Raw genomic sequence first — 12,558 nt, 5'->3', positions numbered from 1 at the left:
GATGGGTTGCCTGCGGTTCTGTCGCGGTCGTTCCCTGGGTCCGGACCGACGCCGCGTGGGCGGCGACGCGTCCGGGCTGGTGCGGGGCCGACTGCCGGCGCGGGCGCCGGCGGACTGCCTCGCGGACGCGGCATCGGGGGCCGCCGCATCCCTTGCGTCCAGCGTCGGGTGTCGCGCCCGACGCCTTCCGCCTTACGGAGAACCGCTGTTCAGACCCTTCACCGGCTTGGTGCCGGTAAAAGCCTTGAGCACGGTCATCAGGCTGCTCAGGTTGTCGGACACGCCGGTCTGAGCGACCTTCTCGGTCGCGCCCGCGGCGGCCGTGGTGTCGAGCGTGTAGATCTGCATCACGCCCTGGTTGGCCGCGGCCAGCGCCAGCGTGTTCTGCTGCTGCTGCGCGGCGACGGCGTTCTCGAACAGGATGCCGGTCGAATGCGCCAGGCTCTGGTAGATCGAGCCCATCGCGAAGGCCGGCGCTTCGCCGATGACCTTGACGTTGGACTGGGTGACGGCATCGGTAATCTGGTCGTTGACGGCGGTGGGAAATGCCATGAGGTAATCCTCGTTATGCGGTCGTCAGGAACATGCGCGCCTGGGAGACCCGGCGGACGGCGCGTAGCCATCGGCCGGGGTTCTCTCACTTGAAGGCGTTGAGCACGGTGAGCAGGCTGGTCAGGTTGTCGGAGACGCCGGTCTGGGCGACCTTCTCGGTCGCGCCCGCGGCGGCCGTGGTGTCGAGGCTGTAGATCTGCATCACGCCCTGGTTGGCGGCGGCCTGCGCCAGCGTGTTCTGCTGCTGCTGCGCGGCGATGGCGTTCTGGAACAGGATGCCGGTCGAGTGCGCCAGGCTCTGGTAGATCGAGCCCATCGCGAAGGCCGGCGCTTCGCCGATGACCTTGACGTTGGACTGGGTGACGGCATCGGTGATCTGATCGTTGACGGCGGTCGGGAAAGCCATGGTTTAACTCCTCGGGGTCGTGTACGGCCCATGCCGTACGTTTCAATGAACGCTGCGGAACCCGCCTTGTGAATCAGGCGGACGACGCGGCGGACGGGGACTTGCGGGCGCTCGCCTCGGCGCGCCCGGCTTCGAGCACAGCCTCGATCTGGCGCGTGAGCGGGCCGTACTGGCGCTCGAAACAGGCCTCGACTTCGGCCTTGATCAGGATCGCGAGACGGTCGGCGATCTGCGCGATCGCCAGCTGCGCGGCCGCGGTTTCGCCCTCGCCCGCGCCCTTCAGGTGCGACGGCCTTAGGTCGCCGAGCGTGCGCGAGGACTCCAGCAGACGCAGGATCGCCTGTTCCTCGCGGGTCAGCGGGGCCGCCGGCGCGCCGCCCTTGGCCGGCGCGGCGCCGGTACCGGGAGGGGCCTCGGCGGCGCCGAGCACGGTCTTCATCGCCGCCTCCACCCGCTGCCGGCCCTGGTCGACGATGTCGGCGGCATGGCGCCGGGCCTGGTCGGTGTAGCCGCCCAGCACGGCCTCGTTCGCGCTCAGGGTGGTGAGGAACTCGGCCAGTTGCCTGCGCTCGTTCTCGTCCAGATCGTGGCCCAGCCACTGGCGCGCGAACTGATGCACCTGCTCGGTCAACTCGTTCCGGCTTACGGTCATGACACTACTCGCGGACGTTAGGGGGGACGGGCGCTCAGCGCGCGCGCAGCAGCTGGGTGAGCGCGCGTAGCACGTCGGGCTGCATCAGGCGCTCGAGCACTTTCGCCAGTTCGGGGTCCAGCGCCTTGTCGGCGGCCGCGGCGGCGGGCGTCGATGCGGACGCCGACGGATCTGCCGGCTTCGCCGGCACGGCCGCGGCGTCGGGACCGTCTATTTCTTCGTGCAGCAGGTGTTCGACGAGGTCGTTCATCGCAAGCTCCTGGCGGTGCCGGCCGCGCGCGGCGCGGCCGGGTTGGAAGACGTCCGCGCCCTGGCCGGACGCGCGGCGTTCACTTCTTCGGCTTGGGTCGGGTCAGGGTGACCACCGAGGCCGGCGACTTGAAGCCGTACATGGTCTCCAGGCCCAGCGCGGTGTTCGGCACCAGGGTGAGCGAGGAATCGACCGTGGTCTCCCAGTAGTCGGTGGCGATCGACAGCACCAGTTTCTGCAGCGACACCATGGTCTGGTCGAGCACCCGGGTCTGGCCGGCGGGCAGCAGCTGATAGGCCAGCAGGATCACCATGCGCAGGAACTCGTCCTGGACGTTGGTGTGCTCCACGCCCTGTCCGTCCGCTCCCAGCAGATACGAGCGCCAGTTGTTGAACAGGGTCAGCGAGCGGGTCAGGGCGTCGAACCAGTAGGACTTGATCGTGGTCTGGCCGGCCAGCTGCAGCACCAGCTCGGCGTAGAGCGCGTAGTAATCGGAGATGTTGGACGGATTGCAGATCGGCGCCAGGCCCGAATTGAGCTGGCTGTAGAGCCAGACCTTGTTTTCCTGATTGCTCAACACGTCGGCCAGGCTGGTCTGCGCGCGCACCATGGCGATGAACTTCTCGACCTGCGGCTGCTCCAGGGCGTTCGCGCCCAGATAGGCCACGGCGTTGCCGGCCTGGTGCAGCACGTCGGTGTCGATGTAGCCGTCCAGGTGGCGGAAGCCTCGGTTGATGCGGTAGCCCTCCACCGAATCGAACAGCCCCGAGGCGCCGGTGATGGCATTGCTGCCCATGTTGGTGTCGAACGCGACCAACGGGTAACGCTGCGCCATGTAGTTGCGGTAGTAGTAGGCGTGGCCCAGCCGCAACGCGAACTGCTGGCTGCCGGAGAAGAACGCGTACCAGCTCTGGCTCTGCCCGTCCGCCACCGTGTCCAGGGTCTCGCTCATCGCCATCTCGCTGCGTTTGCCGTTGTAGGCGACGATCGCGATGCTGGCTGGGCTGTTGATGTCGAAGCGGCGCAGGGTGCAGCCGCCGTGGGTCAGCGAGTCGCTGCGGAACAGCTCGTCGAACAGTCCCGACACGTCGCTCTTCTTGCGCGTGCCGGCGCCGCGGCTGCCGCGCGGCTCGTCGGCGCGCCGGCCCTGGGCGGTGGCCAGGCCGCGCGCGATGTAGGCCGAATAGGCGCGGTAGAAATCCTCGCCCGGCGGCTCGGCCGCGTTGGCGTAGTAGTAGCCGATCATCGAGCGGTTGTCGGTGGTCGAGGCCGCGCCCTCGCCGCAGTGGATATGGCAGATCAGCTGCTGGGAACGCGCGCCCTTGCCGGAACCGAAGCACTTGCCCAGCGCCGACTGGTTCTGGAACAGGAACTGGAAGAACTGGCCGTAGTCGGCGACCTTGGTCTCGGTGCCCAGCAGGTCGATGCCGATCACGGTGCTGGGGCCTTCTTCGGTCAGCAGCGGCAGGATCTTGTCCTTCAGTTCCGCGCTCAGGCGATCGCCGGGCATGTAGCCGGCCGAGGTGTGCACCAGCAGCCGGAAGTTGCTCGGGTCCTTCGGATAGAGCTGGTTGAACGCCTGCGCGATGCGGTCGGCGACGACGATTTCGTCGGCGCCGATCGCCGCCTGGTTGCAGCGCACGCCGCTTTGGTACAGGAAGGCGTAGGTCGCCAGCACCCACTGGTCGTAGCACCGCTGCGCGTCGGGCTCGCGCAGCACCGCCTTCATCAGGCTGGAGCGGGCCTTGTAGCAATCGTCGAACGGCGTGTACTTGTTGGCGCTGTAGATCTTGTTGTTGAAGTAACGCAGGATCTTGATCAGCTCCTGGTTGTAGGGCGCCGCGCGATCGGGCTGCACGCGCGCGCGCAGCTGACCGCGGATCTCCTCGTACAACTCTGGGCTGGTCGCGGCGGCGTTGACCACCCAATCCGACAGCGCCCAGCGCCGCGCCAGTACCACGCAGGCGATGTAGATGCTCTCGGCCACGCATTCGCCGCGTTCGTACGCGGCCTTGTTCGCCTTGGCGGCCAAGGCGTTGAGCGGATTGCCCTCGATCATCATCAACAGGGCTTTGTCGAACAGGGCCACGGTGCCTTCGTCGGTGCCGACCGGGCCGTCGCCGCCCATCACGCCGACCAGCGAGAGGCGCTGGTCCTTGGGCAGGCTGACCTCGATCGCGTCCGGCGAGGACGGCATGGTGTAGCTGATCTTGTAGGACGTCGACGTCAGCAGGTCGCCCTCGACCGGCAGGATGCCGCCGAAATGGCTGTGGTAGTCGAACGGGTACTGCTGCATCACGACCGGCGAGGTCAGGGAGAAAAAGGCCATGGACGGGGCTCCTAAGGTCTGCGCCGCAGGGCGGCATTCGGGTCCGGAGCGCATCGCGGCGACGCGCTCCCGCGGTGGTCGTCAGCTCAGGACGACGCGCTCTTGTGGTTCTGCAGCACGGCGGCGTACTTGGAGATGCTCTGGTCGATGCGATCGATGGCGAAGCTCGCCGCTTCGGCCTCCATCGCGCCGGCGGCGGCCGCGACGGCGGCGGCGGCGCCCATCAGGATGTCGGTGGCGAGCACGCCGAGCGCATCCTCGGCGGCCTTCTCCAGCTGGTTCTCGACCAGGTTCTGGGTCATTTCCTTGAGCAGGATGCCTTGACTGGCCAAGGCGAGCTTGCTGACGCCGTCGAAGTAGGCGGCGGCCGACTGCGCGACCAGGCCCGCCGCCTGTGTGATCATCATGTTGGGCGGGATCGCGATCTGCGAAGGCGCGTACTGCGCGGTCTCGGCATTGCTCAGCTGCACCGCCTGCACGATCTTCTGGTTGAGCGCGTCGGTGGGCGGCGTGGGCGCGCCGGCCTGGGCCAGCATCTGGGTGCTCATGGTCGCCAGCACGCTCGGCGGCGGCGCCGGTGGCGTGGTCGGCGTGGTCGGCGGATCCGAGGTGCCGGAGCCCGTGGTCCCGGACCCCGTCGTGCCGCTACCGGTCGTGCCGGAACCCGTCGTGCCGCTGCCGGTGGTGCCCGATCCGGTCGTGCCGCTGTCAGTCGTGCCCGAATCGCCCGTGCCCGCTCCAGTCGAAGCCGATCCCGTCGTGCCGGCGTCCGTCGCACCCGAGCTCGCCGTACCGGAACCGGAACCGGACGCGGCATCGGCGGACGCGGCATCGGCGGGCGCGGCGCCGAGCGCGCTCGGCGTGGCGGGCGTGGCGGCGGCCGTCGCGCTCGCCGGCGGTGCCGGTGCCGCCGGATCGGCAGGCGCCGCCGGCGTTGCGGCGGTCGCCGGAGTCGCGGGCGGTGCCGGCGGCGTGGCCGGCGGTTTGTTCCTGTTCCAGAAAGGCATGGCGCTATCCCCTGCTCAACGTCCGTTGTTGCGGGGCCGTCACGACGATTTCTCGCCTATGGCCATGATCAGACCCACCGCCTTGGACACCACCGCGGTCGAGATCTGGTTGAGTACTTGCTGGCTGTGCACGGCGTTCTGCAGCGACAGGCCGGCGGAATGGCTGGCGACCTGGTAGAGCGCGGCGATGGCCTGAGCGGGCGCCTCGGCCACGACCTTGACGTTGGTCTGGGTGACGGCATCGGTAATCTGCGAATTCACGGGCGTGGTGTCGGCCATGGACCTGTCCTTGGGAGTCGCGTGTTTGATGGAGTCCCCGACCGGCGCCGCGTCGAGGCGTTCCGCCGCGCGTGCCCGGAACCCGGCACGCGCGGCGTCCTAGGGCCGCACGACGGCGCGGAGGCGGCGTCGGCGTGCGGCGTTTGATGCGATAGCTATGGGTTAAACGCGCCGGCTCCGGTTCTGTGAAGGCGGCCGCGCGCTCAGTCGCGATCGACCGCGATCCGGATGCGCTCGCGCAGCAGCTGGACCCGCTTGCGCGCCAGCGGCTGGTTGATCGCCAAGCGCTCGGCGATCGCCGGGTACGGCAGGTCGTCGATGAAGCGGTAGACGAACAGGCGCTTCTGGTCGCGGCTGAGCGAGGCGACCGCGGTGATCACCCGGCCGAGCTGTTCTTCCAGCTCCATGCGCTGGAGCGCCGACAGGTCCAGGCCCTGGGCCACGCCCTCGGCCTCGATGTCGACGCCGCGGTCGAAGACCTCGCCGTCGCGGCCGTTGCGGCGCACGCTGTCCAGGAACACGTGGCGCAGGACCACGAACAGGAAACCCTCGGGGTCGCTCATCGCGTCCGGCGAGCGGCGCATGAACAGCAGGGCCTTGATGGCGGTGTTGGCGAGCAGGTCGTCGGCGCGGTCGCGGTGGCCGTCCGAAAGCCGGCGCGCGCGGCGGTCGAGCTCGGGCTTGGTCGCTCGCCAAGCCCTCACGAACATCTCGTCGGCCACACCCAGCTCTTGCGATCCATCGCCCGGCTTATTCATCACCAACACCTCCTGTGTTGAGTACACACAGGCGAGTCTGGTGAGACGCTCACGGAAAGGCTGTTACCTGGGTGACACGGCGGGGCGATTTTCCACTACTGACAAAACCTGTCAGCCCCCTCGCCTACGGTCCCAGGGCGGACGCGCCCGCTACGGACCCTCCGCCCGGTACCCGTCCGATCTGCGAGGCCGACCATGCTGACCTTCTATCACGCGCCGCGTTCGCGCTCTTCCGGCATCCTTTACCTGCTGGAGGAACTGGGCGTCGCCTACGACGTGCTCAAGATCGACATCCACGCCGACGACGGCGCGCCGGAAAGCTATCGCGCGATCCAGCCGCACAAGAAAGTGCCGGCGGTCGTGCACGACGGTGTGGTGGTGACCGAACGCGCGGCGATCTGCGTATATCTGGCCGACGCGTTTCCGCAGGCCGGCCTGGCGCCGGCGATCGGCGATCCGATGCGCGCGGCCTACCTGAGCGCGCTGGTCTACGCCGACGCCGTGCTCGATCCCTGCATCGTCGCGCGCGCGCAGGCCTGGGCCTACGCGCCGCGCGCGTTCCCGTTCGGCGCCTACGAGGACATGCTGGCCCATCTGGAACGTCGCCTGAGCGTGCAGGCCTACGCCGCCGGCGAGCGCTACAGCGCGGCCGACACGCAGTGGGCCGACGGCCTGCATCGGGGCATGCGCGTGTTGGGCGCGATACCGGAGCGGCCGGCGTTCAAGGCGTACCTGGATCGGATCGCGGAGCGGCCCGCGTTCCGGCGTTATCGCGCTCTGGCGATCGCCTAGGCCGCGTGGCCGTGCGCGTCGCCGCGGCCGAGATCGGACATGCGCTCCCACAGCCAGGTGCCGCCCGCGCACAGCCCCAGCACCGGCAGCCAGGCATCCAGGCCGGCCGGCATCCGCGCCAGCGGTGCGGCGATGGCATCCCACCAGCCGCCGCCGTAGTTCGCGACCACGTACACGACGACCGCGAGCAGGGCCAGCATCAGGCCGTTGAGCAGCCATTGTTCGAGCCGGTCGCCGAGCGCGGCGCTGGCCTCGACCCGGCGCGCGACCTGGGCCGCGAAATCCGCCGGCAGCGGCTCCATCGCCGGCGCCCGCAACGCACGCACCAGCAGACGGTACTGGGCCACGCGCGCGTCGCCGGCTTCGATCGGCAGGCCGGCGCGTTCCTCGCGCAGGGCGCGTTCCTGCGCCAGCCATTCCTGGGCCTCGCGCTGCGGGCGGTCGTCGGGCGGCGGCGGGGTGTGCGACATGTTCATGCGGTGACTCCCATGCTGGACTGCAGGCGCTCGCGCAGCAAGGCCCGGGTCCGGAACAGATGGCTCTTGATCGTACCCTCGGCGAGGCCGGTGATGCGCGCGATCTCGACGATCGGCACCTCGTCCAGGTGATACAGGGTCAGCAGGGTGCGCTGCAGCGGCGGCAGCGCCTCGATCTGGGCGTGCAGCGCGGCGGCGACCTCGGCGTCGGCGCAGGCCGCCTCCAGGTCGAAGCCGTCGCTGACCTGGTCCAGCGGCGACAGCGCGTCCTCGTCGTCGGCGACCTCGAGGATCGGGATCCGCTTGCGTTCCAGATGGCGCTTGGCCACCGAATAAGCGACCTGTCCGATCCAGGATTTGAGCTGGCTCTCGTAGCGGTACTGGTGCAGGCACTGGTGCACGCGCAGGAAGGCCTCCTGGCAGAGCTCGCGGGTGTCGTCCGGCTGCCGGACCATGCGCTGGATGATGTGCCAGCACAGGCCCTGGTACTCGCGCACCAAGCGTTCGAACGCCCCCGGCGCGCGCGCCAGTACGGCGTCCACGAGCGCGCGATCGTCGTTGGCGGGGGCGGGCGGGACGGTCATCTAGGGCAGTGGATACGTCGTGGGGGCGAATGGTTGCAATGCCGGCAGCCGACTCCCGGCATCGGCTCCGGGCCGGCCCCGGCTGGACCGGCGCGGAACGGGCCGCCATGCTCGGGCCTGCAACCGTTCCGACGACGGCCGTATCCATTGCCCCGAGACCCAATCCCGAGAACGTGCCATGGACATCGACATCCTCATTCCCATCACCCTGTTCCTCTGCATCACCTACGCGATCAAGTTCGTGGTCGACGCCCGCTTCCGCAGCAAGCTGATCCAGCAGGGCAGCGGCTCGGAAGAACTGATCCGCTCGCTGGTCCAGAGCGAGGATCAACGCCGCCGCCATGCCTCGCTGCGCTGGGGCGTGCTGAGCCTGACCCTGGCCGCCGCCTTCGCCCTGATCGAAGCCTTCGGCTGGCGCGAGGTGACTCCGGGCGTGATCGCCGTGCTGCTGGGCGCGACCGGCGTGGGCAACCTGGCTTACTACGCGCTTTCGCGCCGCCTTTCGTGAATGCGGGCCGGCGCATCCGCGAGACCGGATGCGCCATCGTCCCGGCGCGACCGGTCCGCGTCCCGGACTAGCCGCTCATGCGGTCCAGCATCGTGCGCAGTACCGGTATCGTGGTGACGTCGTCCACGCCCTTCATCGCCATCACCGTTTCGCGCAGGTCGGCCAGCGCCCCGGGCGACTCGGCCTGCACCAGCGCCATCAGATCGATCTCGCCGGCGACGCTGTGGCAGAACCGCAGCTGCGGCAACTGCGCCAGCAGCGGCATCACGTCGTCGCAGCTGAAGCCGTCGGCGTAACGCACCAACAGCCAGGCCTGCAGCGGATCGCCATCCCGGCCCAAGCGCACGGTGTACTGCGCGATCACTCCGCCCGTTTCCAGCCGCTGCAGGCGCTCCTGCACCGTGCTGCGCGACAGGCCCACCGCCTTGGCCAGGGCCACGGTGGACAGGCGCGCATTGTCCTGCAGCAGGGCGATCAACTGGCGGTCGATGGCGTCCAGCGCTTTCATGGTCGGATCCGGCGATAAGTCGGCACGGCCGGCATTGTGCCGGGTTGAGACCGGCACGCGCGAGTGCGCACAGTAGGCGCCTCTCCGCCGCTACCGCCGCACGATGTCCGACCCCGACCGCTTCGCCGCGCTGCCGCCGCCGCCCTACTACGCGGTGATCTTCTCCTCGCTACGCAACGGCCGCGACGAAACCGGCTACGCGGCGACCGCCGAACGCATGGTCGAGCTGGTGCGCGAGCAACCCGGCTTCCTCGGCTACGAGTCCGTCCGCGACTCCGGCGGCTTCGGCATCACCGTGGCCTATTTCGACAGCGAGGCCGCGATCGCGGCCTGGCGCGCGCACGCCGAGCACGCGCTCGCGCGCGAGCGCGGCCGTCGCCTCTGGTACCGCCGTTTCGAGCAGCGCGTCGCGCGCGTCGAACGCGCCTACGGCGGACCGCATCCCCTGCCCTCCCCAACCGCCGAGACCGCACCATGAAACTGGACCCGCGTAGCACCGCCCTGATTCCGATCGACGTGCAGCAGGGCTTCGACTACCCGCCCTGGGGCCCGCGCAACAACCCGGCCATGGAGGCCAATGGCCGGCGCCTGCTCGCGATCTGGCGCGAGCATGGCCTCCCCCTGATCCACGTGCGCCACGACTCGGTGATGGAAGGCTCGTCCCTGCAACCCTCGCATCCGGGCAATGCCTTCCGCGCCGGATTCGAACCGCTGCCGGGCGAGGCGCTGGTGAGCAAATCGGTCAACGCCGCCTTCATCGGCACCGACCTGGATCTGCGCCTGCGCCGGCTCGGCGTCGACAGCCTGGTGCTGTTCGGCATCAGCACCGACATGTGCGTGTCGACCACCGCGCGCGTGGCCGCCAATCTGGGCTATCGCGTCGTGGTCGTCGCCGATGCCTGCGCCTGCTTCGACCTGCGCGACGAATACGGCCGCGTCGTCGCCGCCGACGATATCGCACGCGCGCATCTGGCGACCCTGCGCGCCGAGTTCGCCGAAGTCGTCGACAGCGACGAGGCGATCGCGGCGGTGCGTGCGCAAGCGCGCATGACATGAAGGCGACACGCGCCTTTGCGAAGACCGCTCGCGAGGCGACGAACGGTATTGCAACTAAATTTTAACGAGCGTAATGTGCGCGACCTCGGCCCGGCGCGGCCACATATCGAATCCGATCTTCCGCCATGAACCTCTTCATCGACATCGCCAAATCGCAGCAGTCGCGGCCCCAGCGCCACGACGCGTGCGCATGCGCGTCGATCAAGATCGGCGGTCGCGACGAAGCGCTGCCGCGCACTCCACACTGACCTTGCCTATGCGGGAGGTCGGTGACCCCGACCTCCCGAGGAACGCGAACGCCCTCGGGTTCGAAACCCGGGGGCGTTTTGTTTCTCGCGTACGCAAAGGATCCGTTTTTCCCTGATTCAAGCGGTTTCCAGCCGGCCCCGAAGCATTCGCGCGCATGCGCGCCGCAGGGGCGATGCCGTCGAGGCGCCGCGAGGCGCTGCGCCCGGATGCTTCGGCGCGGGCGGTGCGGCGGGAGATCGCAGGCATAGGGCGCATGCGCCCGCACGAATTGGCGACCGGCGACGGACGCCAATGCGAAACATCGATCCAACGTTCTGCAGCGGTACGGGTTCGCATCCCGTCCGGTGCGCGCGGCCCTGCCGTGGCGTATGCCGCAGTTCGCAAGACGGTGTTTCGAAGACGACGTTAGCTCAGCAGGTTAGAGCAGCGGCATGTACGCAGGTCGCCGGTTCGAGTCCGGCACGTCGATCACTGGATAGCTCAGTCGGTTAGAGCATCGGATCCTGATTCCGATTGTCGCGGGTTCGATTCCCGCTCCAAAACAACTGCCTGTCACGCAGTGAGCAATACGGGGACGAAAGTCCCCATCCGGAAACGCCCCTTGCGGCGTTGCGGACGAAACCGCGCCTCGGCGCGGTGGAGCACGCAGCGCAGCAGCGGCGACGACGCCGGACCCGCGCCCGCGAGGCGACGGACCGCGGCGGTTGCTCGCACGCGACAGCACAGCGTCGCGTGCCGGCCCCTCCGCGGACGCCGCGCCGAGCGCACACGGGTTCCGCGCCGACGCCGTCGGGGGCGCTTCCACCCCATTTGGCTTTGCGGCCGCCGCTTGCGCGCGGCCGCGGCACCCACGCAGCGCGCGACGAACGATCCGGTCGCGCGCCGTCCACACGACCGGATCGAAACCCGCAGAACACCAAGGAGAAGACGTCATGTTCTGGAACAAGCGGGTCGTGGTCGGCGACGCCGAGCGCGCCCTGATCTACCGCAACCGCCGTTTCGAGCGCGTGCTCGGACCGGGCGTTTATCGCATCGGCGATTGGCTGGGCCGCGCCGAGGTGGTGCTGCACGACATCGCCAAGCCCGAGTACGTCGGCAAGGACACCGACGCACTGGTGGCCGCGCTGGGCGCGCGCCTGGACGAGCATTTCGTCCTGGCCGACATCGGCGTCGACCAGGTCGGCCTGGTGATGAAGAACGGCAAGCTCGAAGACCTGCTCGCACCGGGCTCGCGCAAGCTGTACTGGCGTGGCCTGGTGCCGATCGAAATCGTCGCCACGACCTTGTCGGCGGGGCTGGAGCTGCGCGGCGAGATCGCGCAGCGCCTGCGCCAGATCGGCCTGCTCGATCGCATCGCCCTGGCCGTGACCGTGCCCAATGAGTCCGCCGGTCTGCTCTACGTCGACGGCAAGCTGGTGCGCACCCTGGACGCCGGCAGCTACGCCTACTGGAACTTCCAGAAGAACGTTGCCGTCGAGCTGGTCGAGCTGCGCGTGCAGTCGGTCGAGGTCTCGGGCCAGGAGCTGTTGACGCGCGACAAGGTATCGCTGCGCGTGAACCTGGCGGCCAGCGTACGCGTGACCGATCCGGTCGCCACGCGCAGCAAGGTCGCCAAGGTCAACGACTACCTGTACCGCGAGCTGCAGTACGGCCTGCGCAGGGCGGTGTCGGCCAAGACCCTGGACGAGCTGCTCGGCGATAAGGCCTCGCTGGACGCGGACATCTACGGCTACGTGCGCGACCGGCTCGACGGCCTCGGCCTGGAGGTTCTGGGCGTGGGCGTCAAGGACGTGATCCTGCCGGGCGAGATGAAGGAGATCCTCAACGGCGTCGTGCAGGCGGAGAAGTCGGCCCAGGCCAACGTGATCCGCCGTCGCGAGGAGGCCAACGCCACGCGCAGCCTGCTCAACACCGCCAAGCTGATCGAGGACAGCCCGACGCTGATGCGCCTGAAGGAGCTGGAGGCGCTGGAGAAGGTCACCGAGAAGATCGACAAGCTCACCGTCTTCGGCGGCCTGGACGGCGTGCTCAAGCAACTGGTCAGCCTCAAGGCGGGCGGCTGAAGGGGTGATCCGTGGAATCCCGGATGACGACTCGGCCGCGAACCGAACCCGAGAACGCCGCTCCCCAGGGAGCGGCCATCGCATCCATT

At 68.9% G+C, this 12,558-nt stretch carries 17 protein-coding genes and 2 tRNA genes; 8 read left to right on the top strand and 11 right to left on the bottom strand.

Features of this window, described 5'->3' with window-relative positions; translation table 11 throughout:
* Nucleotides 1–192: 192 nt before the first annotated feature.
* The 8 genes from V1318_RS11555 to V1318_RS11520 form a co-directional block, all read right to left on the bottom strand.
* Nucleotides 193–552, bottom strand: a complete 360-nt coding sequence (locus tag V1318_RS11555) for a RebB family R body protein (RefSeq protein WP_055904510.1) — start codon at nt 550–552, stop codon at nt 193–195.
* 85 nt (nt 553–637) lie between these two features.
* Nucleotides 638–958, bottom strand: a complete 321-nt coding sequence (locus V1318_RS11550) for a RebB family R body protein (RefSeq protein WP_055904514.1) — start codon at nt 956–958, stop codon at nt 638–640.
* A 73-nt stretch (nt 959–1,031) separates the two neighbouring features.
* Entirely contained in the window at nt 1,032–1,610 is a 579-nt protein-coding gene (locus V1318_RS11545; RefSeq protein ID WP_332939816.1) for a hypothetical protein, read from the bottom strand.
* Nucleotides 1,611–1,644: 34 nt separating this feature from the next.
* A complete protein-coding gene (locus V1318_RS11540) occupies nt 1,645–1,860 on the bottom strand; it encodes a hypothetical protein (RefSeq protein WP_332939815.1) in 216 nt (71 codons plus the stop codon).
* Between the two features lie 79 nt (nt 1,861–1,939).
* A complete protein-coding gene (locus tag V1318_RS11535) occupies nt 1,940–4,189 on the bottom strand; it encodes a hypothetical protein (RefSeq protein ID WP_332939814.1) in 2,250 nt (749 codons plus the stop codon).
* A gap of 86 nt (nt 4,190–4,275) precedes the next feature.
* A complete protein-coding gene (locus tag V1318_RS11530; protein ID WP_332939813.1) occupies nt 4,276–4,737 on the bottom strand; it encodes a hypothetical protein in 462 nt (153 codons plus the stop codon).
* 498 nt (nt 4,738–5,235) lie between these two features.
* Nucleotides 5,236–5,475, bottom strand: coding sequence for a RebB family R body protein (locus tag V1318_RS11525; RefSeq protein ID WP_055904532.1), 240 nt, complete (start codon nt 5,473–5,475; stop codon nt 5,236–5,238).
* Between the two features lie 203 nt (nt 5,476–5,678).
* The gene (locus tag V1318_RS11520) at nt 5,679–6,233 is read right to left on the bottom strand and encodes a sigma-70 family RNA polymerase sigma factor (RefSeq protein WP_332939812.1); all 555 of its coding nucleotides are present in this window, start codon (nt 6,231–6,233) and stop codon (nt 5,679–5,681) included.
* Nucleotides 6,234–6,428: 195 nt separating this feature from the next.
* On the opposite strand from V1318_RS11520, the gene V1318_RS11515 reads away from it, so the two are divergent.
* Complete coding sequence (locus V1318_RS11515; RefSeq protein WP_332939811.1) at nt 6,429–7,025, top strand: glutathione S-transferase family protein; 597 nt, start codon at nt 6,429–6,431, stop codon at nt 7,023–7,025.
* Here V1318_RS11515 and V1318_RS11510 read toward each other — a convergent pair.
* Both V1318_RS11510 and V1318_RS11505 read right to left on the bottom strand, forming a co-directional pair.
* Entirely contained in the window at nt 7,022–7,501 is a 480-nt protein-coding gene (locus tag V1318_RS11510; protein ID WP_332939810.1) for a hypothetical protein, read from the bottom strand. The two genes, V1318_RS11515 and V1318_RS11510, sit on opposite strands and share 4 nt — an antisense overlap.
* Entirely contained in the window at nt 7,498–8,085 is a 588-nt protein-coding gene (locus V1318_RS11505; RefSeq protein WP_332939809.1) for a sigma-70 family RNA polymerase sigma factor, read from the bottom strand. The genes V1318_RS11510 and V1318_RS11505 overlap by 4 nt, the downstream gene beginning before the upstream one ends.
* Nucleotides 8,086–8,263: 178 nt before the next feature.
* Between V1318_RS11505 and V1318_RS11500 the strand changes: the two genes are divergently transcribed.
* Nucleotides 8,264–8,593, top strand: coding sequence for a hypothetical protein (locus tag V1318_RS11500; protein ID WP_332939808.1), 330 nt, complete (start codon nt 8,264–8,266; stop codon nt 8,591–8,593).
* A gap of 67 nt (nt 8,594–8,660) precedes the next feature.
* On the opposite strand, the gene V1318_RS11495 is transcribed toward V1318_RS11500, so the two are convergent.
* A complete protein-coding gene (locus tag V1318_RS11495) occupies nt 8,661–9,101 on the bottom strand; it encodes an Lrp/AsnC family transcriptional regulator (RefSeq protein WP_332939807.1) in 441 nt (146 codons plus the stop codon).
* A 103-nt stretch (nt 9,102–9,204) separates the two neighbouring features.
* Here V1318_RS11495 and V1318_RS11490 point away from each other — a divergent pair, with 103 nt between their 5' ends.
* The 6 genes from V1318_RS11490 (at nt 9,205) to V1318_RS11465 (ending at nt 12,469) form a co-directional block, all read left to right on the top strand.
* Nucleotides 9,205–9,579, top strand: coding sequence for an antibiotic biosynthesis monooxygenase (locus V1318_RS11490; protein WP_332939806.1), 375 nt, complete (start codon nt 9,205–9,207; stop codon nt 9,577–9,579).
* A complete protein-coding gene (locus V1318_RS11485; RefSeq protein ID WP_332939805.1) occupies nt 9,576–10,157 on the top strand; it encodes a cysteine hydrolase family protein in 582 nt (193 codons plus the stop codon). The genes V1318_RS11490 and V1318_RS11485 overlap by 4 nt, the downstream gene beginning before the upstream one ends.
* 125 nt (nt 10,158–10,282) lie before the next feature.
* Nucleotides 10,283–10,405 carry a hypothetical protein gene (locus tag V1318_RS11480; protein WP_332939804.1) on the top strand — a complete coding sequence of 41 codons (123 nt, stop codon included), beginning with the start codon at nt 10,283–10,285 and terminating at the stop codon, nt 10,403–10,405.
* A 400-nt stretch (nt 10,406–10,805) separates the two neighbouring features.
* Nucleotides 10,806–10,875: transfer RNA gene (locus tag V1318_RS11475), tRNA-OTHER, on the top strand.
* Nucleotides 10,876–10,879: 4 nt separating this feature from the next.
* Nucleotides 10,880–10,945 (top strand) — tRNA-Gln (locus V1318_RS11470).
* A gap of 393 nt (nt 10,946–11,338) precedes the next feature.
* Nucleotides 11,339–12,469 (top strand): slipin family protein, encoded by a 1,131-nt coding sequence (locus tag V1318_RS11465; protein ID WP_332939803.1) that lies wholly within the window; start codon nt 11,339–11,341, stop codon nt 12,467–12,469.
* Nucleotides 12,470–12,558: the final 89 nt, after the last annotated feature.

It is taken from the genome of Lysobacter sp. CCNWLW3 (assembly GCF_036697405.1).
In the GTDB taxonomy this organism is placed as follows: domain Bacteria; phylum Pseudomonadota; class Gammaproteobacteria; order Xanthomonadales; family Xanthomonadaceae; genus Lysobacter.
Note: the sequence above shows the minus strand (reverse complement) of the source record. Positions and strands in the feature narration are given on the sequence as shown.

Coding starts and splice junctions, on each gene's coding strand:
- V1318_RS11555 (WP_055904510.1), bottom strand. CDS start 552: ATGGCATTTCCCACCGCCGTCAACGACCAGATTACCGATGCCGTCACC.
- V1318_RS11490 (WP_332939806.1), top strand. CDS start 9,205: ATGTCCGACCCCGACCGCTTCGCCGCGCTGCCGCCGCCGCCCTACTAC.
- V1318_RS11480 (WP_332939804.1), top strand. CDS start 10,283: ATGAACCTCTTCATCGACATCGCCAAATCGCAGCAGTCGCGGCCCCAG.
- V1318_RS11530 (WP_332939813.1), bottom strand. CDS start 4,737: ATGAGCACCCAGATGCTGGCCCAGGCCGGCGCGCCCACGCCGCCCACC.
- V1318_RS11515 (WP_332939811.1), top strand. CDS start 6,429: ATGCTGACCTTCTATCACGCGCCGCGTTCGCGCTCTTCCGGCATCCTT.
- V1318_RS11495 (WP_332939807.1), bottom strand. CDS start 9,101: ATGAAAGCGCTGGACGCCATCGACCGCCAGTTGATCGCCCTGCTGCAG.
- V1318_RS11505 (WP_332939809.1), bottom strand. CDS start 8,085: ATGACCGTCCCGCCCGCCCCCGCCAACGACGATCGCGCGCTCGTGGAC.
- V1318_RS11545 (WP_332939816.1), bottom strand. CDS start 1,610: ATGACCGTAAGCCGGAACGAGTTGACCGAGCAGGTGCATCAGTTCGCG.
- V1318_RS11500 (WP_332939808.1), top strand. CDS start 8,264: ATGGACATCGACATCCTCATTCCCATCACCCTGTTCCTCTGCATCACC.
- V1318_RS11550 (WP_055904514.1), bottom strand. CDS start 958: ATGGCTTTCCCGACCGCCGTCAACGATCAGATCACCGATGCCGTCACC.
- V1318_RS11520 (WP_332939812.1), bottom strand. CDS start 6,233: ATGAATAAGCCGGGCGATGGATCGCAAGAGCTGGGTGTGGCCGACGAG.
- V1318_RS11465 (WP_332939803.1), top strand. CDS start 11,339: ATGTTCTGGAACAAGCGGGTCGTGGTCGGCGACGCCGAGCGCGCCCTG.
- V1318_RS11540 (WP_332939815.1), bottom strand. CDS start 1,860: ATGAACGACCTCGTCGAACACCTGCTGCACGAAGAAATAGACGGTCCC.
- V1318_RS11535 (WP_332939814.1), bottom strand. CDS start 4,189: ATGGCCTTTTTCTCCCTGACCTCGCCGGTCGTGATGCAGCAGTACCCG.
- V1318_RS11485 (WP_332939805.1), top strand. CDS start 9,576: ATGAAACTGGACCCGCGTAGCACCGCCCTGATTCCGATCGACGTGCAG.
- V1318_RS11510 (WP_332939810.1), bottom strand. CDS start 7,501: ATGAACATGTCGCACACCCCGCCGCCGCCCGACGACCGCCCGCAGCGC.
- V1318_RS11525 (WP_055904532.1), bottom strand. CDS start 5,475: ATGGCCGACACCACGCCCGTGAATTCGCAGATTACCGATGCCGTCACC.